The 21,848-nt window shown below is 71.7% G+C and carries 17 protein-coding genes and 1 other RNA gene; 13 read left to right on the top strand and 5 right to left on the bottom strand.

Going from position 1 to position 21,848, the window contains the following annotated elements; all coding sequences use genetic code 11:
* Positions 1-149: 149 nt before the first annotated feature.
* Together ACIOD2_RS15170 and ACIOD2_RS15165 are read left to right on the top strand one after the other, a co-directional pair.
* A complete protein-coding gene (locus ACIOD2_RS15170) occupies positions 150-1,895 on the top strand; it encodes a hypothetical protein (RefSeq protein WP_400538161.1) in 1,746 nt (581 codons plus the stop codon).
* A gap of 82 nt (positions 1,896-1,977) precedes the next feature.
* Positions 1,978-2,961 carry a hypothetical protein gene (locus ACIOD2_RS15165; RefSeq protein ID WP_400538159.1) on the top strand — a complete coding sequence of 328 codons (984 nt, stop codon included), beginning with the start codon at positions 1,978-1,980 and terminating at the stop codon, positions 2,959-2,961.
* Positions 2,962-2,965: 4 nt separating this feature from the next.
* Here ACIOD2_RS15165 and ACIOD2_RS15160 read toward each other — a convergent pair whose 3' ends face one another.
* From ACIOD2_RS15160 to ACIOD2_RS15140, 5 genes are read right to left on the bottom strand one after another with little or no spacing between them, the layout of a single operon-like run.
* Positions 2,966-4,207 (bottom strand): SLC13 family permease, encoded by a 1,242-nt coding sequence (locus tag ACIOD2_RS15160; RefSeq protein ID WP_400538157.1) that lies wholly within the window; start codon positions 4,205-4,207, stop codon positions 2,966-2,968.
* A gap of 34 nt (positions 4,208-4,241) precedes the next feature.
* Positions 4,242-5,357 carry a dimethylsulfone monooxygenase SfnG gene (gene sfnG, locus ACIOD2_RS15155; protein ID WP_392763144.1) on the bottom strand — a complete coding sequence of 372 codons (1,116 nt, stop codon included), beginning with the start codon at positions 5,355-5,357 and terminating at the stop codon, positions 4,242-4,244.
* A gap of 31 nt (positions 5,358-5,388) precedes the next feature.
* Complete coding sequence (locus ACIOD2_RS15150) at positions 5,389-8,241, bottom strand: AAA family ATPase (RefSeq protein WP_400538155.1); 2,853 nt, start codon at positions 8,239-8,241, stop codon at positions 5,389-5,391.
* A 31-nt stretch (positions 8,242-8,272) separates the two neighbouring features.
* Positions 8,273-8,692 carry a hypothetical protein gene (locus ACIOD2_RS15145; protein ID WP_323334374.1) on the bottom strand — a complete coding sequence of 140 codons (420 nt, stop codon included), beginning with the start codon at positions 8,690-8,692 and terminating at the stop codon, positions 8,273-8,275.
* Positions 8,689-9,267, bottom strand: coding sequence for a sigma-70 family RNA polymerase sigma factor (locus tag ACIOD2_RS15140; RefSeq protein ID WP_400538153.1), 579 nt, complete (start codon positions 9,265-9,267; stop codon positions 8,689-8,691). Before ACIOD2_RS15140 ends, ACIOD2_RS15145 begins: the two co-directional genes overlap by 4 nt.
* A 247-nt stretch (positions 9,268-9,514) precedes the next feature.
* Between ACIOD2_RS15140 and ACIOD2_RS15135 the strand changes: the two genes are divergently transcribed.
* The 11 genes from ACIOD2_RS15135 (at position 9,515) to ACIOD2_RS15085 (ending at position 21,623) form a co-directional block, all read left to right on the top strand.
* Positions 9,515-10,186 carry a DUF4142 domain-containing protein gene (locus tag ACIOD2_RS15135; RefSeq protein ID WP_400538151.1) on the top strand — a complete coding sequence of 224 codons (672 nt, stop codon included), beginning with the start codon at positions 9,515-9,517 and terminating at the stop codon, positions 10,184-10,186.
* An 8-nt stretch (positions 10,187-10,194) separates the two neighbouring features.
* Positions 10,195-11,019: a 4Fe-4S domain-containing protein gene (locus ACIOD2_RS15130; protein WP_400538149.1), complete on the top strand. Its 825-nt coding sequence runs from the start codon at positions 10,195-10,197 to the stop codon at positions 11,017-11,019.
* Positions 11,016-12,275: an NAD(P)/FAD-dependent oxidoreductase gene (locus tag ACIOD2_RS15125; protein WP_400538147.1), complete on the top strand. Its 1,260-nt coding sequence runs from the start codon at positions 11,016-11,018 to the stop codon at positions 12,273-12,275. The genes ACIOD2_RS15130 and ACIOD2_RS15125 overlap by 4 nt, the downstream gene beginning before the upstream one ends.
* A 30-nt stretch (positions 12,276-12,305) precedes the next feature.
* Positions 12,306-12,709, top strand: an RNA gene (gene rnpB, locus ACIOD2_RS15120) — RNase P RNA component class A.
* A 68-nt stretch (positions 12,710-12,777) separates the two neighbouring features.
* Positions 12,778-13,635 (top strand): hypothetical protein, encoded by an 858-nt coding sequence (locus ACIOD2_RS15115; RefSeq protein WP_400538145.1) that lies wholly within the window; start codon positions 12,778-12,780, stop codon positions 13,633-13,635.
* 455 nt (positions 13,636-14,090) lie between these two features.
* The gene (locus ACIOD2_RS15110; protein ID WP_004562703.1) at positions 14,091-14,357 is read left to right on the top strand and encodes a hypothetical protein; all 267 of its coding nucleotides are present in this window, start codon (positions 14,091-14,093) and stop codon (positions 14,355-14,357) included.
* A gap of 12 nt (positions 14,358-14,369) precedes the next feature.
* Positions 14,370-14,846 carry a hypothetical protein gene (locus ACIOD2_RS15105; RefSeq protein WP_400538142.1) on the top strand — a complete coding sequence of 159 codons (477 nt, stop codon included), beginning with the start codon at positions 14,370-14,372 and terminating at the stop codon, positions 14,844-14,846.
* Between the two features lie 3 nt (positions 14,847-14,849).
* The gene (locus tag ACIOD2_RS15100; RefSeq protein ID WP_400538140.1) at positions 14,850-17,840 is read left to right on the top strand and encodes an ATP-binding protein; all 2,991 of its coding nucleotides are present in this window, start codon (positions 14,850-14,852) and stop codon (positions 17,838-17,840) included.
* Positions 17,841-17,925: 85 nt separating this feature from the next.
* Positions 17,926-20,010, top strand: coding sequence for a magnesium transporter (locus ACIOD2_RS15095; RefSeq protein WP_400538138.1), 2,085 nt, complete (start codon positions 17,926-17,928; stop codon positions 20,008-20,010).
* Between the two features lie 3 nt (positions 20,011-20,013).
* The gene (locus ACIOD2_RS15090) at positions 20,014-20,619 is read left to right on the top strand and encodes a hypothetical protein (RefSeq protein WP_400538136.1); all 606 of its coding nucleotides are present in this window, start codon (positions 20,014-20,016) and stop codon (positions 20,617-20,619) included.
* Positions 20,620-20,621: 2 nt separating this feature from the next.
* Positions 20,622-21,623: a C40 family peptidase gene (locus ACIOD2_RS15085; protein WP_400538134.1), complete on the top strand. Its 1,002-nt coding sequence runs from the start codon at positions 20,622-20,624 to the stop codon at positions 21,621-21,623.
* Positions 21,624-21,848: the final 225 nt, after the last annotated feature.

Here is a 21,848-nt window from a genome sequence, read left to right as displayed (position 1 = left end):
GACGCGTGGCCGACCCCCGATGGGGTATTGGCTACAGTGTCTCGACCGCGACGCCGCGGTGGCGGGTCCGGCCTCGGGCGCGCTTCATGGGGCGCCAGCTCGTGCGTATCCCACCGGCAGAGGCCTGCGGGCGGAACAGTGACGAGGAAATGACGGCTAGCGCACTCAGCGAGACCTCCCAGAGCGACGTCCCCGAGGACCCCGCGCCCGCCACCACCAGCCGGAGCTGGGGTGCGCGGCTGGCGCCGGTGCTGGCCGTGCTCGCCGGGGTGGCCGCCGTCGCGGCGCACGCCACCCGTTACGGCCACTGGATCGTCGACGACGCCGCCATCACGTTCTCCTACGCCCGCAGCTTCGCCGACGGCCTCGGCCCGGTGCTGCAGCCGGGCGCTCCGCCGGTCGAGGGCTTCTCCGACCCGACGTGGATGGTGCTGCTCGGCGTCGGCAAGCTCGTCGGCCTCTTCGACCACGGCCAGCTCTTCGGCCTGCCCGACTACGTGTTGTTCCCGAAGCTGCTGGGCCTGCTGTTCACCGGCGGCATCCTGACGGCCTGCTACATCGCCGCGAAGCAGATCTTCACGCGCTTCGCGTGGCTGGTCACCCTGGTCGCCGGCCTGACGCTGGCGACGATCCCGTCGTTCGTCATCTGGGTCGTGTCCGGCCTGGAGAACTCGCTGTTCGCGTTCGCGGTGGTCACGCTGGGCGTGACGCTGTTCGTCTCGGTCAAGCGCGACAAGCTGCTGACGCCGAAGGTCGCGATCTGGGCGGGCGTCATCGTCGCGTTCGCCGCGCTGACCAGGCCGGAAGGGCTGATCTACGCGGGCGCGTACCCGCTGGCCGCGCTGTTCCTGCTGCGCTCGGGCCTGTTCTGGAAGAGCTTCCGGCTGGCGCTGCTGTCGGTGGCAGCGTTCGCCGTCCCGTTCGGCGGGTACGTCCTCTGGCGGCACTCCGAGTTCGGGCGGCTGCTGGCCAACCCGTCGGTCGCGAAGCAGCAGGGCCTGCCGGGGGTCGACGCGCTGAAGCGCCCCTTCGAGCTGGCCGGGTACGCGGGCTGGGCCGGCGTCGTCCTGCTGCTGCTGGTGATCGTGTTCGCGCTGGTCAAGGCGCCGTGGCGGCGTTCGCTGGTCGCGCTGCTGGTGCCGCTGGGGCTGGGGATCGTCGCGTACGGCGTGCTGGTCGCCGACTGGATGTACCAGCACCGGTTCGCCAGCCCGATCTGGCCGCTGGCGGTCATCGCGGGCACGCTGTCGGCCGGTGAGCTGCTCAAGCACCGCCGGGCGCTGCTGCGGATCGGGATCGTCGTGGTGCTGGTGGGCGCGTTCGTCCCGTCGGCCGTCGGCTTCGCGCAGGCCGCGGACAAGTTCGCGAAGAACCCGAACATCACGGCGTGCCTGGTCGCGGACCGCTTCGGCCGCGGGTTCAACACCTACGCCGACATCCTGGGCCTGCAGAAGGCGTCGCTGCTGCTGCCGGACCTCGGCGGTTCGTCGATGACCAGCCGGCTCGAGCTGGTGGACATGGCCGGCCTGGTCAACAAGCCGATCGCCGACCTCGTCCACGACAACGACCTGGCCGGCCTGCGCAACTACGTCTTCGACACGGTCAAGCCGACGTTCATCCACTCGTGGGGCCCGTGGGCCGCGGGCAACGGCATCGCGCTGGACCCCCGCCTGGACCGCGACTACGTGCTGATCTACTCGTCGCCGATCGAAGGCCTGCGCAACGGCGACTGGGTCCGTAAGGACGCGGTGACCGACCCGGCCAAGCTGAAGGCGGCGCAGGACTACGCGAAGGTGACGATCCCGGCGGTGGCCGCGGACCGCTTCGGCGGCCCGTTGGACGACTGCGGCGCCACGATGAAGCCGGGCCAGACCCTGAGGATGCCGGGCAACTGAGTCCGGAACCTGGTTGCCCGGACGGGCTCCGGTCTGTGATCGTGGTGGTCATGACCGAGAGAATCGAGCCCTCCGCCCGCCGGTGAGCGCGCCGCGAACCACGTTGTTCCGGCACGCTCTTCGGCTGCACCAGGCGGCGCCCGACGCGCCCTTGCCGTGGGACGGCGAGCCGTATCCGGACGACGGTCCCTACCGGCGGCACCGTCCACCGGCCGTGCGGGATCGGCGCCTTCAAGGTGCCGAAGCCGCACGTGTCCTCGACCGGTACTTCGGCGACCCCGCCGCCCCGCCCAGTGATCTCGCCGACGCGTTCCACGCCGTCAACGTCCCGATCCACCGCAACGAGCACATCACCGCGGCGGCCCTGCGGGCGGACCGGCAGCGAGTTCGGCACACCGGCCGATGGCTGGTGCGGCACAGCACCGACCGCTGCTCGGCCACAATCGGGCTGGCCCTGCTGGCCACCGACTCGGTCGAGCAGGACATCCCGTTGATCCAGACCATCGGGCTGCTGTCGGACCGGTTCGGGCCGTTGGCCGCCGATGCGCTCAGGCGTCGTAGCGGCGGTGAGGAAGCCCTGCTCTGGCTGGCCCAGCGCGTCGGCGGCTGGGGACGGGTGTACGTCGTGCGAGCTCTCTGCCGGCGAGTGACATCCGTTTCCCGTACCTGGCTGCTTCGCCATGCTTGTGACGGTGACTTCCTCAACGGCTACTTCGCAGGAGAAGTCGCCACTACGGCTCACCTGCACGAAGCCGCCGGTGACCCGGACGACGACCTGGTCGACCACACCGGTCTGTTGCTGAGGACCATGGCCGATTGCGAAGGCATGGGCATGAGCCTGAGGACCTATCCGCCGGCGTCCGCTGTGCTCACCGCACACGCGGCACACGTCGCGCGGCAGAGCCCGACAGCGGACAGGTATCGCACCGCCGAGATCATCGCCGGCTACTTGGCGGCGCGGACGCCCGAGCGGAACGGTTGTACCCCCGGCCAACGCGACCGCATCCTGAGGCAGTACCGGGATGTCCTGGATCGTCAGGACTGGCGCGACGTCTCGCACCACTGACGGCTCACGTCGCGACGGTCAGGCCCAGCCACAGGGCCACCGTCGCCGCGGCCAGGCACAGCGGTGTCGTCAGTGCGCCGAGAGTGTGGAACGTGCGAGCCGACGGGTGCCGCGGGAGGGCCCGGCGCCACAGCAGGGTCGCCAGTGAGCCCAGGTAGCTCGCGTTGGGGCCGATGTTGACGCCCAGCAGCACCGCCAGCAGCACACCCGGCGCCGGGTGGGTGCCGAGGACCGACAGCAGGATCAGCGTCGCCGGGAGGTTGTTGACCAGGTTGGCCAGCAGGGCGGCCACGCCGGCCGCCAGCAGGAGGTCGACCAGGCCGGTCGACGTCGGCAGCAGGTCGCGCAGCAGGCCGCCGAGCAGGTGCTCCGAGACCGCCTCGACCACCACCGCCAGGCCCAGCACGAACAGGCACAGCTGCGGGGCCGCCTCGCTGACCAGCTGCCACGGCTTGATCTTGCCCTGGACCAGCGCCCGGACGCCCAGGACCAGGGCGGCGGCCGCCGCGATCCAGACCGGCTCGACGTGGGCCAGCGGGCCCAGCCCGAAGCCGGCCAGGGTGGCCGCCAGGACGACCAGCGCGAACGTCGGCGTCTCCAGGTGCTGCCGCGGCTCCGCCGTCTCCTGCGGGCGGAGGTCCGTGGCGAAGAACCGCAGGAACACGAGCAGCTCGATGCCGATCGTGACCAGCCACGGCAGCGCCATCAACGCCGTGAACCCGGCGAACGTCAGCCCGGACGCGGCGAAGGCCAGCAGATTGGTCAGGTTGGACACCGGCAGCAGCGTCGAGGCCGAGTTCGCCAGGTGCACGCAGGCGTAGGCGTGCGGCCGCGCGGGCATCTTCAGGCTCGACGCCGTCGCGAGCACCACCGGGGTGAGCAGGACGACCGTGGCGTCCAGGCTGAGCACGGCCGTCACGCCCGCCGCCGCGGCGAACGTCAGCACCAGCAGCCGCTTCGGCTTGCCGTGGCAGGCCTCGGCGAGGCGGTTGCCGAGCCAGGCGAACACGCCGTCCACACTGGCCAAAAAGGACAGCAGGAGGATCGCGGCCAGGAAGCCGAGCGTCGGCAGGATCTCGACGGCCCGGTGCCCGGCCGCGGCCGGGCTCACGAGCCCGAGCAGGAGCGCCAGCCCCGCCGCCGGCACCGCGGCGACCGCCTCCGGCCAGCCGCGCGGGCGGACGATCGCGAAGACCAGCACCCCGATCAGGAGCACGAGGCTCGCGGCACCCGCCCAGAAGTTCACCGGCTCACGCTAGCCGGAGCCTCCTCCAGGGCGTTCAGACGCCCAGGGGTTCCGGGGTCGCGGCGCCGCGGGCGAGTTCGCGCTCCTTCTCCCGGATCACCGGCAGCACGTGCTTGCCGAAGTGCTCGACGTCCTCCAGGTAGTGCAGGAAGCCGAGCAGCAGCAGGTTCGCCCCGCGCCGCTTGTACTCGATGGCGCGGTCGGCGATCTGCTCCGGCGTGCCGATCAGCCGGGTGCGGAAGCCGTCGTTGTACTGCACGAGGTCCTCGAACTCCGAGTCCGCCCACATGCCCTTGCTGTCCGAAGTGGACTTTCCGGCCTGCTTGACGGCGTTGCGGAAGCCCTCGACGGCGTCCTTGTTGGCCTTCTCGACGATCTCGCGCAGCACGGCCTTCGCTTCGCTCTCGGTCTCCCGGGCGATGAGGAAGCCGTTCAGTCCGAATCGGACGGTGTGGTCGTTCTCGGCCGCGTAGCCGTTCACTTCGGCGACCTGCTCGCTGAAGCCGTCGAAGTCCTTGCCGTTGCTGAAGTACCAGTCCGAGACGCGGCCGGCGAGCTTGCGCGCCGCGGTGGAGTTGCCGCCCTGGAAGATCTCCGGGTGCGGGGCGGCCACCGGCTTCGGCTTGATGTCGAAGTCGTGGATCCGGTAGAAGTCGCCGCGGAACTCGGCGTGGTCGTTCGTCCAGAGTTCCCGCAGGACACGGATGAACTCCTCCGAACGCCGGTAGCGCTCGTCGTGCTCCAGCCAGGCTTCGCCGAGACCGGTGAACTCGTCCTTGAACCAGCCGCTGACGACGTTCACCGCGGCACGGCCGCCGGAGATGACGTCGGCGCTGGCGATGAACTTCGCCAGCACCCCGGGGTGCCACAGGCCGGGGTGCACGGCCGCGATCACCTTCAGCCGCTGCGTCGCGAGCAGCAGCGCCAGGCTGAACCCGGTGGACTCGTGCTGGTAGGAGGCGCCGTAGCTGGCGGTGTAGCGGACCTGGGAGAGGGCGTACTCGAACCCGTTGTCCTCGGCGAGCACGGCCAGTTCGCGGTTGTACTCGTAGCCCCAGTCGGTGCGCTGCTCGATGTCGCTCGTGACGAGCCCACCGCTCACGTTCGGGACCCAGTAGGCGAATTTCAGGGGTTCTTCGAGCGAAGCCATGGCCCGAGTAGAGCAACGACGTCGCAGGGGGTCAACGCGTGTCCACGCGCTGGGACTTCGCCAGCGCACCACCGAGTTCCGCCCGGCCGGGGATGCCGAGCTTGCGGTACGCGCCGGACAGGTGCAGCTCGACCGTGCGGCGGGTCAGGTGCAGCGCCGTCGCGATCTCGCGGTTGGTCAGCCCCTGCGCGGCCATCACCGCGATGCGGTTCTCCTGCCGCGTGAGGCCGTGCTCGTTGTCCTTGGCCGGCGTCAGCGCGCGCCGGGACGAGCGCAGCTCCTCCGCCGCGCGGCGGGCGAGGGGACGCGCGCCGCAGTGTTCGCTCAGCTCGACCGCTTCGCGCAGCGTCTCGATGGCCTTTTCGGACTGACCGTGCCGTGACTGGAGCGCGCCCAGCTCGGTCAGCGCCGTGGCCAGCTGCAGCCGGGCCGGCGACGAGCGCAGCGCGATGATCGCCTTGTTCAGCGCCCGCTCGGATTCGTCGTCCTCGCGGACGAGGCCCAGGGTCGTGAGGGCCATGCCGAGCGGCCGCGCCGCGCCCCAGCGGGTCGACGCGGACAGGTCCTCCTCCGCCAGCCTGGCCGCGTCGTCGGCCTGGCCGAGGGCGAGCGCCGCACGGGCGGCGTGCGCGCGCCACGGGACGAACCCGGGGAACCGCATGCCGTGGTGCGCGAGCCGTCGCCCGCAGCTGAGCAGGTCCTCGAAGCCGAACCGGGTGTAGCCGGTGGCGACGCGCAGGCGGCCACGCGCGTACAGCAGGTAGGTGTGGGTGAACAGGCCCTGGCTGGCGACGAAGTCCATCCGGTCCAGCAGCGACGTCGCCGCCTCGAACCGCCCCAGGTCGACCCAGCATTCGACGAGCTTCGCCGCGCACAGCACGCCGACCGGGCAGGTCGTCGTCGCGCCGCGCTCGTCGAACCGGCGCAGCAGCGACTCGAAGTGGACGCTCGCCCGCTGCAGGTCGCCGCTGGCCTGCAGCGCGATCCCGCGGGCCAGCGTCGGCAGCGCGCCCTGCGGGATGTGCACGTCCCACGGCTCGCGCTCGACGTCGAGGACCCGGCACAGCCGGTCGACGTGCACCGGCTCGTCCGCGAGCACCGCGGTGGCCAGCGTGAAGAAGTAGTGCTGCTCGAACAGATCGCCGTCGCCGCCGCCGAGTCTTCGGGGCGTGCCGTCCTCGGCGGGGGCCGAGATGTGGCTCAGGGCGTCGGCGAAGTGCGTGACGGCGTCCTGCGCCGACTCGCCGCTGCGCACCGCGTCGAGCGCCAGCAGCGCCGAGCGGCTCCGGCGCGCGGCCGGGTCGGTCAGCGGGGCCCACTGCTCCTCGAAGTCGCGGAACTCCGGCGGCGGGCCGAGCCTGCTGCCGGCCTCGGCCAGGTAGGTCATGCACAACAGCGGCCAGACGGCGTCCGGGCCGCCGGCGTCGAGCCGCGCCGCGATCTGGCCGGCCGCGCTGATCGCGAGCCGGGCGTCCTGGCCGCCGCAGAGCGACAGCAGCATCGCGGTGGCGATGAACGCGGCGGTCTCCCGGCGGCCGATGTTGTCGACGGCCTCGCGCACCCGCACGGCGGCGGCCGGCGGGTCGAGCTGGAACTCGGCGTGCGCCAGCTGCAGCAGCACGGCCACCCGCCGCCCGGAGCTGAGCCGCTCGTCGAGGGCCCGCCGCAGGTACCGCGAGGCCAGTTCGGCCTCACCGGCGAACAGGGCGTTGCGCGCGCCCAGCCGCAGCACGTCGACCCCCCAGGGGATCCGGACCGCGGTGGCGTCCAGCAGGTGCGCGGCGACGCGCTCGATCGGCGCGCCGGTCTCCGCCAGCAGCTTCGCGGCCCGGGCGTGGCTGACCGCCCGGGTCGTCTGCGGCATGTCCTTGAGCACGGAGTTGCGGACGAACGGGTAGGACAGCGTCGGCTGGTTGCTGTTGTCGAGCACGTGCAGCCGGACCATCGTGTCGATCGCCTGCAGCGCGTCGAGCTCGTTGATGCCGGCGAGCTGGGCCAGCAGGTCGAAGCCGGCGTCCTGGCCGAGGATGGCGGCGGCCTGCAGGATCGCGGGGGCGTGCGGGAACTCGTGCATCCGGGTGTGGAGCACCTGGCCGATCAGCGACGAGCCGAGCGCGTGCGGGTCCGCGCCGGGCAGCAGCCGCGGCCGCAGCGCGTGCAGCAGGTACGGGTTGCCGCCGGTGGCCTCGCGGCAGGCGGAGGCCAGCTCGCCGGGGGCGAGGCCGAGGATCTCCGCCGCGGCGGCGTCGCCGAGGCCGTTCAGGGTGATCGTGGCCGGCGTGCAGCCCGCCATCTCCAGCAGTGCCACCTCGCGGTGTGGCGGGTGGCCGATCAGGGCGGTGAGTATGATCAACACCGGCAGGTCGAGCACGCGGTGCCGGATGTAGGCGAGGCAGCGCATCGACCAGGCGTCGGACAGGTGCACGTTGTCGATGCCGAGGAACAGCGGGCCCTGCTCGGCCGCGCGGCGCACGAGGTGGAAGAAGCGCTCGAGGGCTTCGCTCTCGCCGGCCGGTCCGCACAGCTCCGTGGGGTGCGCGGACCGCGGGCGGGGTGAGGCCGGGTCGGCGGTGATGTCGTCCAGGGCGTCGGCCAGCTGCCGGGCCACGCCGCCGGCCAAGTGGCTCTCGAGCCGCGACCCGGTGGCGATCGCGACGGCGAAGCCGGCGTCCGCGGCCAGGGCCGCGGTGGTGCGGAGCGTGGCGCTCTTGCCCATGCCGAACTCGCCGACCAGCACCGCGCTGGCCGCCGTGCCGCCGAGGGCGACCGGGAAAAGCCTGGTCAGGCGGCTGAGCTCGGGCTCGCGGCCGGGGAGCCGCGGAGCGGGACGCTTCGGTACCGAAGCCCCGCTGACGGGGTTCTCGGGATTTACTTCGGTATCCACCGTAAGGACTTTCATGTTGGGTTCGGGCAGACTACTGGAAACCGGCCGACCTCGGGAGATCCCGCAGGTGGGCGCCGGTGCCGGCCACGACCTGAGCAGGGGAGACCATGGACGCAGCGGTTGCGGACCGGTCCTTCCCGCAGGCCGGGCCCGGCGCGCACAGGGCCGTCACGCCGATGGCCAGCGCCACGAGCAGTAGCGTGCCGGTCGCCGAACCGGGCCGCCGCCCGCCGAACAGGCACGACTTCCGGCGCGGGGCCGTGCCGTCGCCCGGCGGCAGGTAGCCGAGCCGGACCGCCTGCGCCAGCGCGCCGGTCACCGAGCGGAACTCGGCGACGCGGACCCGGCAGCGGGCACAGCCGCTCAGGTGCGCTTCGAACTCCCCCGGATCGTCGAGGACGCCGAGCCCGTAGGCCGCGGCGTCCTCGTGCAGCTCGTTTCCTTCTTTCATTGCACCGTCACTTCCCCGAGCGCCTTCCGCAATTGCCGCATCGCCGTGTACAACCGCGATTTCACGGTTCCCTCCGGAATTCCGAGAATTGTCGCGGCCTGCCGAACGGTGTTTCCGGCGAGGTACGTCTCGGAGATCACCGACCGATATTTCTCGTCGAGTTCCGACATTGCCCGTGAAATCGTTAGTGCGGCTAACGAACTGTCGGTGCGGTCGGCGGTTTCGGCGTTGTCGGGGATCTCCAGAGCGACCTCCTGCGGGCGGACCCGGCGATTTCGCCAGCCGTCGATGACGATCCGGCGGGCCACCGTGAGCAGCCAGCCTCGCAGCATTCCGGGCTCGCGTTCGAGGGTGTCGGAGTGCTGCCAGGCGCGGATCATGGTCTCCTGCACCACATCTTCGGTCCACTGCCGGTCGTAGTTGGTGAGGGACAACACCTGGCTGAACAGGGTGGTGCGGAAGTTCTTGTACAGCAACGGGATCAAGTCTTCCGTCGGGTTCGCGGCGAAGTCGACCGCGACGCCCGACGAGGGGTGGCCGGCGTGGCCGAGACTTGTTCTGCCCAGTGCTTCCATAAATCTTCGCAACCTCACCTGACTGGCGGACTTATGCGCCAGCAGAGCGTAGCGCACAAGCACTTAATAGGCCATATGCATCAGTTTCCCCGGCTAATTGGATCCCGGTCGCTACGGCGAGTGCTCGCGACCGGTTCAAAAACTGTCTTGTGATGCACGTCACAGTCTCTAAAAGGTGACATCGAGAACCACGCAACGCCTTTCGCGCGTAGCTCCCGGTAAGGACCTCTTCGCGAAGGGACACGGAATGCCGCTCCGATTCGTGGCGCTGTTCGCGGCCACGGCCGCGCTGGCGCTCGGCGCCGCTCTGCCGGCCGCCGCCGGGGAGCTGCAGCAGACCGACCGCACCCTGATGACCCGGCTCAAGCAGCACTCGCTGTGGGCCGGGCCGGCCAGCACGCTGGCGGCCGAGCGCGCCACCAACCGCCGCGTGCGCGACGTCGCCGGCCGCCTCGCCGACGAGCAGGCCCGCCTCGACGTCGCCCTGCGCGCGGCCGCCGACCGGGTCGCCGTGGCCCTGCCGTCCGAGCCGACGGACCAAGAGCGCGCGTGGGCCGACGAGATCGCCGCGGACTCCGGTGACGAGTTCGACCGCGTCTACGTCAACCGCCTGCGCGCCGAGTACGGCGACCTCTTCGCCCTCGCCTCCGACGTCCGCGCCGGCACCCGCGACGACGACGTCCGCGCGTTCGCCCAGACCGCCGTCGACACCACGCTCGGGCACCTGACGCTGCTGGAGAGCACCGGGCTCGCCGAGACGACGTCCCTGCTCGTCCCGGCCACCGAGGACGACACGCTCGACGGCGGCGACCTCGCGCTCGGCGCGGTGCTCGTCGCCCTCGCCACCGTGGCCACCTTCTGCCTGATCCGACTGCTCGGAACCCCCGCCACGACCCCGCCGCCGCGCACCCGGAGGTAAGCCGTTCCATGTCCTTGTCAGCCGCGCTGAGCACCGCGTCGTCACCGCACGACGCCGGGATCGCCGAGGCCGCCGCGTTGTCCGGCCGTCTCACCTACGTCTGCATGTGCCTCACCCTGTGCTGGGGCGTCCTGGCCGCCGCGGGCTGGGTACGCCGGTTCAGCGGGCAGGACGCCGTGCGCTCCGGCCACGTCGTGCTCGCCGCGTTCACCCTCGCCACCGGCGCCCTGCACGGGCTGACGTTCCTCTTGCTCGACGACTTCGTCGACGATGGCGCGTTCGGCTTCGCCGACCTGCTCCTGCCGTTCTACGACGGCACCACGCGGCACGCGCTCGGCATCGCCGGCTTCGAGCTGGTCGTCGCGGTTTCGGTGACGGCCGGGCTGCGCCGCGGCGCGCGCGAAGGCCGGTGGCTGCGCTTCCACCAGTTCGGCTACCTGGCGATCGGCCTGCTCGCGGTGCACGCCTGGCTCGGCGCGATCTCCAGCGGGCACCTCGCGGTCGTCTGGCTCGCGGGGATCACCGCGGGCGTCCCGCCGGTCGTGCTGTCGGTGCTGCGCCTGCTGCCCGCGGCGGCGCTCGTCCGCGCCGGGCTGATCGCCCCCGCTCCCGTCCTCGAAGACGGCTCGTCCGCGCTGCGGATCAGCGTCGACAGCCATCGCTGCCACTCCTACGGCGTCTGCCAGTCGGAGGCACCCCAGGTCTTCCGGCTCGGCCACGACGGGCAGCTGGAGTACGAGAAACGGCCGGAGGCCCGGCTGACACCCCACGTCCGGGCCGCCGCACGCGCCTGTCCGATGCGAGCCATCCACCTGTTGGGAGCCACCCGATGACCGAACGGATCGTCATCGCCGGAGCCGGCCTCGCCGGCCTGCGTGCCGCGGAGCGGGTGCGCGAACTCGGGTTCGACGGCGAGGTCGTCGTCATCGGCGCCGAGCCCGACATCGCCTACCACCGCCCGGCGCTGTCCAAGAGCCTGCTCACCGGCGCCGTCAGCCGCGCCGACACGCTGCTGGCCGACCCGCTGGAGGTGGACGCCGAGTGGCGGTTCGCCACCGCCGTCACGGGCCTGTCGCCGAACCGCCAGGTCGTCCACCTCGCCGACGAGGAGCTCCGCTACGACGGGCTGATCATCGCCACCGGCGTCGAACCCCGCCGCCTGCCGGGCGCACCGCACGGCCACCCGCGGGTCGTCGTCGTCCGGACCCTGTCCGACACGATCGCGCTGCAGCGCGCGCTGCTGACCAGCCCGGGCCCGGTCGCCGTCGTCGGCGACGGCCTCATCGGCTGCGAGGTCGCGTCCAGCCTGCGGGAGATGGGCCGCGACGTCGTCCTGTTCGGACGGCCCCGCGCGCTGCTGGCCGACGTCCTCGGCCCCGACATCGGCGAGTGGCTCACCGCGCTGCACACCGCCCGCGGCGTCCGCCTCGAGCTCGGCACGACGATCCGGCGCTGGCGTCCCGCACCCGCCGGCGTCGGCCTCGAGTTCGCCGACGGCCGGGCCATCGACGTCGCCTGCGTCGTGGTCGCCGTCGGCAGCGTCCCGGCGGTGTCCTGGCTGCGCGGCGCCAAGCTCCCGCTCGACGACGGCGTCGTCTGCGGGCCGACGTGCCACGTCGTCGGCTCGAGCACGATCGTCGCCGCCGGGGACGTCGCCCGCTGGCCGAACCTGCGCTTCGGCCCGGTGCCGCAGCGCGACCAGCACTGGCTCAACGCGGTCGAAATGAGCCGCGCGGCCGCCGCGAACCTGCTCGCCGGGCCGCAGGGCTCGCCGGCGTTCACCCCGGTGCCGCGCTACTGGTCCGAGCAGCACGGCGTCCGCATCCAGGTCGCTGGCCGCCCGATGCTCGGCACCGACACCGTGCTGCTGGAGTCCCCGGCCCCCGGCACCCGCCCGATCACCGGGTTCGTCCGGGGCGGCGAGCTCGTCGGGCTGATCGGCCTCGACAGCCCCGCCGCCGTCCTGCACTGGACGGCCGAGCTCGCCCGGCAGCGGGAGTACGGGGCCGAACCCCGGCCCGCGCCCGAGATCGTCCGCCCGCGTCACGGTGGTGCCCAGGACCACCGCAGTGCCGTCGCGGGGTGGTGAGAACCGCGCGGGTACGCTTCTCCGCGCGGACGAGCTGGCAGGGCGGTCGCGGGCCGGGGCGACCCGGTTCGAGGAAAGTCCGGACTCCACAGGGCTGGGTGGTTGCTAACGGCAACCCGGGGTGACTCGCGGGAAAGTGCCACAGAGAAGAGACCGCCCCGGTCTGTGCTTCATTCGGACCAGGGGTAAGGGTGAAACGGTGGTGTAAGAGACCACCAGCGTCCCGGGCGACCGGGACGGCTAGGTAAACCCCACCCGGAGCAAGGCCAAGAGGGAGCTTCGGCTCCTGCGCAGGCGCTCGAGGACGGCCCGTCCGAGTCTGCGGGTAGGCCGCTGGAGCCTGCCGGCGACGGCAGGCCGAGATGGATGACCGCCGCCCCGGAAGCCGCAAGGCGACCGGGGAACAGGATCCGGCTTACACGCCAGCTCGTCCGCACCCACTCCCGTCCGGGTACCCGCGAAGCGGTTCCGCGGCGTGGTTACTCGGGGGTAGGGTGCCCGCATGGCGGGAAACGAGAAGCAGTTCAAGTCGGCTTTCGACTCCTTGCACGCGCTGGCTTACTTCGCCCCCGAAGTCGACGCCGCCCTCACCGGGATCGGGCTGCGACCAGGGCGGATGCCCTACTTCGCCGGCCGCTCCGCCGCCATGGGCCCGGTCGGCCCCGAGGTCGTCGCGGCGACCTTCTACAACTTCAACCCCGAGGTCGTCGCGCGGGTGATCCCGCGGGCCTGGACGCTGGCCACCCCCGAGCAGGTCCTCGAAGCCCGCCTCGACGGCGTCGACAAGGTGCTCACCCGGCTCCTCGGCGACGACACGCTCAAGGGCGAAGAGGTCGCCGAAGCCGCCGAACTGGCCCGCGAGGCCTCCGCCGGGTGCACCGGTGAAGGCCGCGCGCTCTACGCCGCGCACACCGCGCTGCCCTGGCCCGAGCCGCCGCACCTGGCCCTCTGGCACGCCCTCACGCTGGTGCGCGAGTACCGCGGGGACGGCCACGTCGCCGCGCTCGTGCTCAACGGCCTCAGCGGCGTCGAAGCCGTCGTCACGCACGTCGCCACCGGGCACGGCTTCACGACCGACGCGGCCAAGCTCACCCGCGGCTGGAGCGACGAGCAGTGGGCCGCCGCCGAGGCCGGCCTGACCGACCGCGGGATTCTCGACGCCGAGGGTGCGCTGACCGAGGCGGGCGTCGCTCTGCGCGACCGGGTCGAGGTCGCCACGGAGGCCGCCGCGACCGGCCCGTGGGACCACCTCGGGCCGGAGCGGACGTCCCGGCTCGAACAGCTGTGCCGCGACCTCACCCGCCAGGCCGTCGCAGCCGGTGCCTTCCCGGACGGGGTGTTCGCCCGGCAGCGCCGCTGAATGGAGCAAGATCACGCTATGTAGTGAAACTTGTGTGAGGTCTTGAACACCTAGTGACGGACCTTTGCGGTCGTGAAGATCGGGAACTCGGCCGAACGGTCCACTGGGCGTCACAGTGTGGACTCCCGCAAGGCCGCCGTTCGGGTCGTGTCACACTGTTTCCGGCCCGGCGATGGTCACAAGCCGGGTACGCAAAGTGAGCAATTCTCTGCCAAGAGAGTGAGTTCGGCACTGCGACGAAAACGATGGGCGGCCGGGCTTTGACCGGAGGACCCTTGCCGCGATGATGGTGAGCGTGGAGATTTCGGGTAACAAGCGCGCCGTCCCGGTTGAGCAGCGAGCCGGTACCTACTCAGCGCGCTTTGACCGCTACCCCTCGTAGCCGCCATGATGTTGTTCGAAGCACTGCCTGAGCCAGAACCGCGCGGCCCCCACCGCGCACCGGGAGTAACGCGATGATGACCTTGACCACCCTCGACACGCTGGCCGCCGGCGAGCTGGGCACCGGAAACGTGCGCCAGTGGCTGCTCGACAACGTCATCCCCCTGGTGCTGCTGGCCGTCGCACTCCTGCTCCTGTGGCTCGGTGGCGGCAAGGGCGACAACGCCGGCGTCATGCGCCGGCTGGCGGGCGTGGTCATCGCGCTCGCGATCATCGGGCTCGCGGTCAGCGGCGCCGGCGTCAACGTGGGCCAGTGGATCGCCGGCCTGTTCACCGGCTGAGACGGGGTCCACGTGCGGATCAGGACTGATGACGAGGTCTACCGGGTCGACGCCGTGTGGCTCGGCCCGCCGAAAGCGACTTTCCCCTGGAGGGCCCGCTACGTCGCGTGGCTCATCGGCATCCCGGTGTTCTTCCTGGTGCTCGGCGTCGAACGCTGGGCCGGGTGGAGCTTCGGTTTCTTCTCGACGGCGTGGGCGTTCATCGCGACCATCGTGGTGACCCGGCTGCTGACGGCCAAGATCAGCCACGAGCGGCCGCTCGGCACCGTGGTCTCGATGGCCGGGCGCGAGCTCAACACGCCGCGGGAGCAGACCACGGGCACGGGCGGCGCCGTCAGCGCCAGCCGCGTCCGGGTGCGGGCGGAGCGCCCGTTGCCGAAGCACCGTCGGAGACGGCAGTACCGGCACCACGGCACACAGCCGGGTGCCGTCGTCCAGGGAGCCACACGAGCGCGCCGGAGCCGCAGCGCGGTTCGGGCCGGGAGGTAGTCGTTGTTCGGTCGCGGCGGTAGCCGAGGTAAAGGTCGGGACGCACACTCGGGCGCGTGGCAACCGCCCGAGCAGGTCCGCGCGGCGCGGAACGGTTCGGGCGGTGGCAGCACCAAGGGCCGTCGCCTGCCCGGTGAGCAGGCGATCCCCGCGTACACCCCGTCGATCGCGGTGCGCAGCATCGACGGGCACCTGGTCCGCACCGGGTACGAGGTCTACGCCTGGTACCGGCTGGCGCCGCAGCGCTGGTCGTTCCGCTCCGACTCGCAGCGCCGCGACCTCGTCGCGGCCATCGCCGGCCAGTACGCCGAGCTGCAGGGCCGCTGGCTGCACCTGCGCGTGACGAACCGGCCGTACCCGATCCGGATGTGGGCCGAGGCGCACGTCTACAACGCCCACGGCCGCCCCAACGACGTCCCGGGCGCGCTGTCCTTCGACGACTACCTGATCGGCGAGCAGCAGCAGCTGATGGGCCGCTCGATGGCCGAAAAAGAGGTCTACCTGGGTGTCCAGGTGCAGACCCGCCGGATGGTCGACCGCGCGGTCGAGCGGGCCGCGCCGGTGCTGCGCAAGATCCTGCCCGAGGCCGTCGACGCCGAGCTGGCCGCGCTGGACTCCGAGGTCGAGCACCTCGACCAGGTCATCGGCAGCGCCGGGCTCGAAGGCCGTCCGGTGCACGCCGAGGAGATGTCCTGGCTGATGCACCGCTCGTGCTCGCTCGGCCTGCCCGCGCCGCGGAACATGCCCGCGGTGCCCGGCGCGGCCTGGGAGCCCGAGGACCTGGCCAGCTTCACCGACGCCGCCGACTACTACGCCGACCCGTACGCGCCGACCGTGACCGTCCGCGGCCGCACCGGCTCCAACGCCGGCGTCTCGCGGCACCTGGCGATCCTCACCGTCGGGCAGATGCACGGCCTGCAGATCCCCGAGGTCGACGACCCGTGGATCCAGCACGCCGACCGGCTGCCCGCGGCCGTCGAGGTGTCCGCGCGGATCTACGTCCGGCGTCCCGAAGAGGTCGCCAGCGAGCTGCAGCGCCAGATGAACAAGGTGCGTTCGCAGGTCAAGCACTACACCGACGAGCACGAGCTGGAGCCGCCGCAGTCCCTGTCGCGGCAGGCCGGGCGGGTGCTGGAGATCGACGACGAGATGACGTCGGGCTTCACCGCGCTCGCCACCCGCGTGCGCAGCTGGTGGCGGCTGGCGGTGTCCGGCCCGACCGAGCGCGACGCGCTGCGCCTGGCCCAGCAGCTGCTCGACCTGTACAAGCCGAAGATCGCCATCGAGCACCCGGAGGCCCAGTACGCGCTCGCGCGGGAGTTCATCCCGGGTGAGCCGCTGGCGTCGGCGGCCTACATGCGCCGCGGCTCGGTCGTCTGGGGTGCCTCGGCGGTGCCGACGGCGACCGCGGAGGTCGGCGACCGGCGCGGCATCCTGCTCGGCGAGACCTGCACGGCGACCCGGCGCCCGGTGGCCTGGGACCCGTGGATGGCCCAGGAGATCCGCGACGGCTCGGGCCTGACCGCGATGGTCGCCGGCCTGGGTGCCGGCAAGTCGTTCCTCGGCGGCGGCATCGTCTACAAGACGCTGCGGGCCGGGGCGAGCTGGACGCTGCTGGACCCGTCGGGCCCGCTGTCACGCCTGTGCGACCTGCCGGAGCTGCGCCCGTACGCGCGGCCGATCAACCTGCTCAACGCCCAGCCCGGCATCCTCAACCCGTACCGGGTGGTCGCCGAGCCGCTGATCGAGCACTTCATGGACGAGGACGACCCCGAGCGCTCCTGGCGCCGGGAGAAGGCCTTGGCCGGCGCGACGCGACGGCGTCTCGTGCTGGACGTCCTCACCGGCGTCCTGCCGTACGAGGTGTCGCGGATGGCGCAGACCCGGATCGTGCTGCTGCGCGCGGTCCGGACCGTCGGCGGCCGGTTCGACGCCGACCCCGGCCAGGTGATCGACGCCCTGCGGCGCGACTCCAGCGAGCACCACGAGCACGCGGGCGTCGTCGCGGACTTCCTCGACGAGATGCGCGAGCGGATGGCGCTGCTCATCCCGGAGTCCGACGCCGACCCGTACGCCGAGACCCGTGACGACCGGCTGACCGTGCTGACGATGGCCGGGCTGACCCTGCCGAAGGACGGCGTCCCGCGCGAGTACTGGACGGACGCGGAGTCCCTCGGCGTCGAGATGCTGAACCTGGCGGCGTGGCTGACCCAGCGGTCGGTCTACGAGAAGCCCAAGGAGATGCGCAAGGGCGTCTGGATCGACGAGGCGTTCTTCCTGTCCGAGGTGCCGACCGGGCGCGTGCTGATGAACCGCTTCGCGCGTGACTCGCGCAAGTGGAACGTCCGTGTGCTGCTGTCCTCCCAGATCCCGGCGGACTTCCTGAAGATCCAGGGTTTCGTGACCCTGCTGGACTCGGTGTTCGTCGGCCGCCTCGACGACGACGACGCCCAGGCCGACGCCCTGCGCCTGCTGAAGGTGCCGGTGGGCGTCGGCTACGAGCAGGTGGTCGCGGCACTGGGCCGCCGCCCGGGCGCCGCGCAACGCGGCCTGGAACGCGACATCGAGCCCCGCCAGTTCATCTTCGGCGACGGTGCCGGCGGCGTGGAGCGCATCCGCGTCGACTTCTCGGGCCCGCACCTGGACCACCTGCGCCGCGTGATGGACACGACCCCGGGCTCGAAGGACGCGGCCAAGCCGCGCCCGGGCACGGAGCTGGCCCTGCCGAAGAACCCTTCGGAGGAGAAGCCGTTCGTCGCATCCCCGCCGGAGGACGACATCGAGCTGGAGCAGGACTTCGAGCTGGCGGCGGAGCTGGAGGTCGGCCTGGCCGACGAAAACCTCCTGGGCGCCCCGGACCCGCTGGCGTCGGAAACGGGCGAGGTCCAAGGCGACGTCCAGCAACCCCCGAACGGAAACGGCCAGAACGGCCACGGCGGGCAGCAGCACGCCCGCACGGGCGGGAAGGGCGGCACCGGCCGGGACGCCGCATGAACGCCGCCCGGAGTCGAAGTACCGGCGCCGGTGAGGGCGCTTTCGCCGCCTGCGTGCCCGCCCGGGCGACCGTGGAGCGTGTCGCATGAACACAGTGCTGACACTGGCGGTGGTGCTGTTGCTGGCCGCCGGCTGGCACGCGCTCAAGCGGCGGATCAAGGAAGGCCCGCGACCCGGCAGGCGCACGCCGAGCCGCCGCGCGACGATGTTCGCCGTCATGCTGGTGCTGGGTCTCCAGGCGATCGCGACCGCCCCGGCGGCGAGCGCGGCGGCCTGTGGTGAGGCGCCGAACCCGGAGCGCCCGGGGGCCGGCATGGTCGGCGCGATCGATCCGCCGGAGGGCCACGGCGAACCGAACAGCGCCTACATCGACTACAGCTACGCCGGCATGGTCTGGAACACCTTCGAGACCAACTGCTCGGGGCTGAGCCTGACGCCCGCGGGGTCCACTTTGGACACCTGGGGCGGTAACCAGCTGTTCAACCTGGGCAAGAACATCGTCGGTGCCACCAACTCCCTGCACTACACCGTGCTCGAAGGCGGCTTGCTGAACCCGATCTACAACGCGGTGAAGTCGGGCGCCGAAAAGGTCTACAACAACATCTACGCCCAGCTGTTCGGCCTGGTCGCGCTGATCCTGTCGATCATGATGTTCCGCAACATCTGGCGCGGTGACCTGGCCGCGGTCAGCAAACGGGCGCTCTACGCGCTCGCGGGCATCTGGCTGGCGGCCTCCTCCTTGGCGATGCTGCGGTACTTCGACCCCATCGACAAGGCGATCGTCCAGACCACGACGAACATCCAGGCCGGGTTCGTCGACGAGAGCGGCGACCGGATCATCCGCGACATCCTGCCGACCCAGCTCCACACGCAGATCGTCTACAACAACTGGCTGCGCGGGGAGTTCGGCACGCCGACGGCGCCGCAGGCCGAGCAGTACGGCAAGCCGCTGCTCGACGCCCAGGCGTTCACCCGCAACCAGCTGGTGAACGGCGACGACGGCAACCAGGGTGTCATCGACGGCAAGAAGAACTCCTACAAGGACATCTCCACCAAGCTCGGTCCCGCCACCGGGTACTTCACCGGCGAGGCCGGCGGCCGCACCGGCGCCGGGTTCCTGTCCCTCGGCCAGGCCATCGTCTACTCGCTCTTCCAGCTGCTCGCCAAGGCGTCCGTGCTGCTAGCGCAGGTCCTGATCCGGCTCTTCGCGCTCACCGCGCCGCTGATCGGGCTCGTCGCGCTGCTGCACCAGGACATCCTGCGCCGCGTGCTGAAGGTCGCCGGCGGGGTCGCGTTCAACCTGGTGGTGCTCTCGGTGCTCGCCGGCGTGCACGCGCTGCTGCTGCAGGCGATCTTCGACGCCTCGAACTCGCTCAACATGCTCACGCAGATGGTGCTCGCCGGGCTGATCACCGTGCTGCTGTTCATGGTCGGGCGTCCGGTGCGGCGGCTGTGGCAGATGGTCGAGATGTCGGTCAGCATGGTCGGCGCCGCGGTGCCCTCGCCCGGCGGCGGGGTCTTCTCCCGCTTCCGGCGCAACCGCAGCGGCCCGACCCCGCAGGACGAGTTCTGGCAGAACGTGCGCGACACCGACGACGTCGTCGACGGCGAGCAGCGCGGCCCGATGGGCGCGACCGTCGGCGGCGGCCGGTTCCGGCCGGAGGCGACGATCTTCGCCAACGCCCAGCGCCTCGACAACGGCTCGGGCGCGTCCCGTCCGGCCGCCGCGTGGTCCGGCGCCTGGCCGGGGGCCGTCAACGGCGGCCGGGCCGGCGCGCTGCCCGCGGGCGGACGTCCCGGCGCTCCCGTGTTCGGCCAGTACAACCCGGCCGGCGGTGACCCCGGCGAGTACGTCGTCGTCGGCGCCGGCGGTCATCCGACGGTGCGGGGCCAGGAGAGCCGGCGCGTCGACACCTCCCCGGTGGCCGACCGGCGCTGGAACGACGAGCCCGAACCGGTCGTCGTGCCGTCGGACCTCCGCTCGCCGGAGTCCGGGTTCAGCGACTACGCCCCGCAGGACACGCCGAGGACGCCGGGCGTGCGGGCGCAGCCGCGCCGCGTCGACCCCGAAGTCGTCGCCGGCAAGCCGGTCTTCGTGCTGTACCGGCCGTCACGGGGCATCGAAGTCCGCGAGGAACCGCGGGACACCGACAGCGTCATGGGGCGGTGACCGATGCCGATCCGGACCAACCGAGGCCGCGCCGCGGTCTACCGCCGCCTGTGGGGCTGGCCGCTGCGCTCACCCCGCCACCTGGTCGGGACGCTGGTGTTCCTGGCCATCCTGGTCACCGCGCTCGGCATCGTCCTGCCGAAGGTGATGGGCAAGCAGCAGGCGAAGGCGTCGCCGACGACCGGGACCACGACGACATCGGTCACCGCGCCGACGCCGTCCGGGGTCGCCGCGCCGGTGCCGACGTCGAACCTGCCGACCCGGCTGTCCACGCCGCTGGCCACCCCGACGACGGCGGCGCCGAACGGTGACGCCGTCCGCGTCGCGAAGGAGTGGGCCGCGGCCTGGGTGGACCACCCGCAGGGCATCACGTCCGCGCAGTGGCTGGAGAAGCTGAAGCCGTACACGACGGAGGAGTACCTGCCGGTGATGTCGTCGGTCGACCCGGCGAACGTTCCCGCCACGAAGGTGACCGGTGAGCCGACGGTCGGCACGTCCTACACCAGCTCGGTGCAGCTGACGATCCCCACCGACGGCCCGAAGCTCAGCATCACGGTGGTGAGCACCAACGCCGGCTGGCGGGTCGCCGACTACGACCAGGCGAGCTGAGCGTGCGGCGGCTGGGGTTGTGGCTGGGGCTGATCGTGTTCGTCGCGATCGGCGCCCTGATCATCACCGCCATCGCCGCCAAGGTCGTCGTCGACAACCAGCAGGCGCAGGCCCGCGGCGTGTCCCTGATGAGCTGCGACGCCTCGGTCGGGCCGACCCAGCCCGGTGAGGGCGAGCGCGGCACGGTCGACGCGTCGAAGCTGGACGACGAGCAGAAGGGGATCGTCGCGCTGATCATCTCGATTGGCAAGCAGCGGACGCTCGCGCCGCGCGCCTGGCAGGTCGCGATCCAGGCCGGCATGACCGAGTCGGGGCTGCACAACCTGACCTACGGCGACCGCGACTCCCTCGGCATCTTCCAGATGCGCCCGTCGATGGGCTGGGGCACGTACGAGCAGGTCACCGACCCGACGTACGAGGTCAACAAGTTCTACGACGTCCTGCTGGCCGTGCCGGACTGGGAGAACAAGCGCCCGGGTGACGCCGCACAGGCCGTCGAGCGCTCCGGCTTCCCGGACCGGTACCACAAGTGGGAGCCGATGGCGGCGACGCTGGTGGAGAACGTCGGCCAGGTCGTCGACGTCGTCGCCTGCGGCGCCGGGCTGGGCCAGCTGCTGCCGCCGAGCCAGGCCGCCGCGAAGGCGATCAGTTTCGCGCTGGGCGAGCAGGGGAAGCCGTATGTGTGGGGCGCCACAGGCCCGAACGCCTACGACTGCTCGGGTCTGATGCTGCGTGCCTACGAATCGGCCGGGATCATCCTGCCGCGCGTCTCACAGGACCAGTACCACGCGGGCGCGATGCTGCCGGTGCGTGAGGCGCAGCCCGGTGACCTGCTGTTCCTCGCCACCGACCCGTCGAACCCGGAGACCATCCACCACGTGATGATGTACCTGGGGGACGGAAAGGTCGTCGAGGCGCAGCAGACCGGTGTTCCGGTGCACACACGGGCGTTCTCGTTCGATGAGGCCGAAGTGGTGCCGCAGGCGGTCCGGCCCGGCGTTTAGCATGGGTTAAAGCCCCTTGACACGAGCGGGCCGGCGGATTGGCCGACAACGGAACCGATTCACCCGACGTCGCGGCGCTTCCACGAGCAGGCGGCCGCGTACTGGCAGAGGATGAGCACGTGGGACGGAAATTCGGCAAGCGAGGCAAGCCCGGCGGTCCCCAGGATCCGGCGGCGCTGTTCGGCGCGCCCCAGCCCCCGAGGCAGTCGGCTCGCCCCGCGTCCA

Source organism: Amycolatopsis sp. NPDC088138, assembly GCF_044741685.1.
Lineage (GTDB): Bacteria > Actinomycetota > Actinomycetes > Mycobacteriales > Pseudonocardiaceae > Amycolatopsis.
The sequence above is the reverse complement of the archived record's forward strand: the minus strand, read 5'-3'. Positions and strand labels throughout refer to the sequence as shown.